We start from the raw sequence: 1,861 nt of genomic DNA on the forward strand, positions 1-1,861 counted from the left end.
ACAGCCTCTCCCGCAACGGATGCCACCGGGCAGGTCATCTCGGGGGCCTACACGCCCGACGCCGGTGTGACTGGTGTGCGTGTGCGGATCACGGTGGAGGCCGCTCTGACCGGCGGCACGGTGTGGTGGGATGACGTGGAGCTGCGCAAGACGGCCACATCCGTTCCGCAGCAGTGGGTGTCGGGTTTGACGGCAGCGCTGTCACAGCTCGGGGACGACATCAGTGACGCGCTCAACTGGATCAAGGATCTGATCGAGAAGCTGACCGGGCAGGCGCGCACGTCGTTGGAGGATGCGCTCACGGACGCGGCCACGTTCGCCACGCAGCTCAAGACGCTCTTGTCGGGTGGCTCGGTGTTGTCACCGTTGCCGAATCTGACTTCGCTTGTGCAGCTCGGGCAGTCGCAGATCACCGGATTGGTCTCGGACCTCGGCGGCAAGGCGTCCACGGCAGCCGTCGACACCCTCAACACGTTCGTCCAGAACCTTGTTGACGCGATCCTGCGAGCATTGCGCGGGGTGCCGGTGGTTGGCGGCACACTCGCCGACATCATCTCCGACCTCGGTGGGGTGAAGGACACGGCTGATACTGCGCAGCAACAGATTTCGACCGGCGTGAGTGGGCAGGTGGTGACCGCCGGGCTGTTGGATGTCCAGCAGTTCACGCTCACCTCGTTCACCACGCCGGGTTCGGCGACCTACATTCCACCAACGCCACCGTCGGGGTACGAGATCGACTACTACCTCGTCACCGCGTACGGCGCCGGGCAGGGTGGCGGCCGAGGGGAGGGGGCACCCGGCGGTCGCGGCGGTGGACGTGTTGTGAGACGCCTGTCGCCTGCTGAGATGGATGCTTCGTCAAAGGCGGTAGTCGTCGGCGCTCCCGGCATTGGCAAGTCGTCGTCTGATGGGCTCGGGTCAGGTGGCGGGGTGTCCAGCTTCGGCGGGACGCTGGTGCAGTCGTCTCCCGGATCGTCTTCGATCCCCACCCAATATGGTCCTTTGCCCTCGTCGGCCGCGCCTGGAGATGGTGGGCGAGCGGGGTTCCAATTCTTGACCGGGGTGACGGCTAATCAGCCGTCGCACTTCCACACCATCGCGTCCCCGGGGAGTAGCACGTCCACGGGTTCCGCCGATCCGATCATCACGGTGACGTCGACGTCGGGGTTCTACCCCGGCGACTATGGGGAGTCCTCGGAGACTGCGGCAGGTGGCCAGCCGGGCATCGCGGGCGGAAGTTTCTGGATTCCCGGCGGCCAGGCGGCCACTGCCGGGCAGGATGGCACGACCAAGGACTGGTACACCACAGGCGGCGCGGGCGGTGGTGGTGGCTGTCCATCAGGCTCGGCGACAGCGCAGGCCGGAGCAAACGGTGGCGCACCGGGCGGCGGAGGCGGCGCTGGTGTAACCAACGGCGGCGATGGTGGCCGGGGCCAAGTAGACATCCTGGCCGTCTACAAGCCGAGCGCCGCGTAGTGCCCTGGTCTCCTGACGGCCCCGCCGTCACCACCCTCACCCGCCAAGGCTGGTCGGTCGACGGCCCCGACCCGGTCGCGGTCGAGTCACGGCGCGGGTGGTGGTGCCTGCCCGAGCGGACAGTCGCCGCGACCGCCGAAGCGTCGGTGTCGCTGGCGGCGGTAGCGCGGATGTCCACCACCCTGCCGATGCAGGCGCAGGCATCGGTCGCGCTGCCCGCATACGCGCGGGTGTCGGCGTCGCTGCCCGCGCAGGCAGCCGGTGGGGTGACACTGGCAGCGATGGCCCGCATGGCTGCCACACTCGGAGTGTCGGCGAGCGCGCTCACCGCGGCAACCGCCGAACAGAAGCTCTACCCGTCGTCACTGGCAGTAGCAGCCCAAGC

General features: G+C 68.2%; 1 protein-coding gene and 1 pseudogene. Both read left to right on the forward strand.

Annotated features, from left to right (window positions below; genetic code table 11):
* A pseudogene (locus tag ACPXB3_RS22330) lies at nt 1-1,476 on the forward strand (hypothetical protein); the annotation flags it as partial.
* The coding region (locus ACPXB3_RS22335; protein ID WP_425729829.1) for a hypothetical protein at nt 1,476-1,861 on the forward strand (386 nt) is incomplete at its 3' end. The pseudogene ACPXB3_RS22330 and the gene ACPXB3_RS22335, both read left to right, overlap by 1 nt.

Origin of the sequence: Gordonia sp. DT219, assembly GCF_049847065.1 — a bacterium.
GTDB lineage: Bacteria > Actinomycetota > Actinomycetes > Mycobacteriales > Mycobacteriaceae > Gordonia.